The sequence below is a fragment of the Streptomyces sp. P17 genome (genome assembly GCF_032436805.1).
GTDB lineage: Bacteria > Actinomycetota > Actinomycetes > Streptomycetales > Streptomycetaceae > Streptomyces.
In genome coordinates, this window is the sequence record NZ_JAVRBF010001424.1 from 1 (window position 1) to 240 (window position 240).

Here is a 240-nt window from a genome sequence, read left to right on the forward strand (position 1 = left end):
GACCTGCAGGTCACGCTCGACCTCGCCGATCCCGTTCAAGGTTCCGGCCGGCATCAAGCTGGTGCGTGTCGACGCCAAGAGCGGCATGCGTGCTGGCTCGTATGACGGCCGCGGCACCCTCCTTGAGGCCTTCAAGCCGGGCACGGCGCCGCCGGATAACTACGCCGCGATTGGCGTCGACAATCCCGACGCCATGCGCCCGATGACCGCGCCGCCCGATGCCGGTAGCATCATGCGTCC

General features: G+C 68.3%; 1 protein-coding gene. It reads left to right on the plus strand.

All coding sequences use genetic code 11. The annotated features are described in order from the left end of the window. A partial coding sequence (locus RMT89_RS45215; RefSeq protein ID WP_315889563.1) for a hypothetical protein occupies nt 1-240 on the plus strand: 240 nt, incomplete at both ends.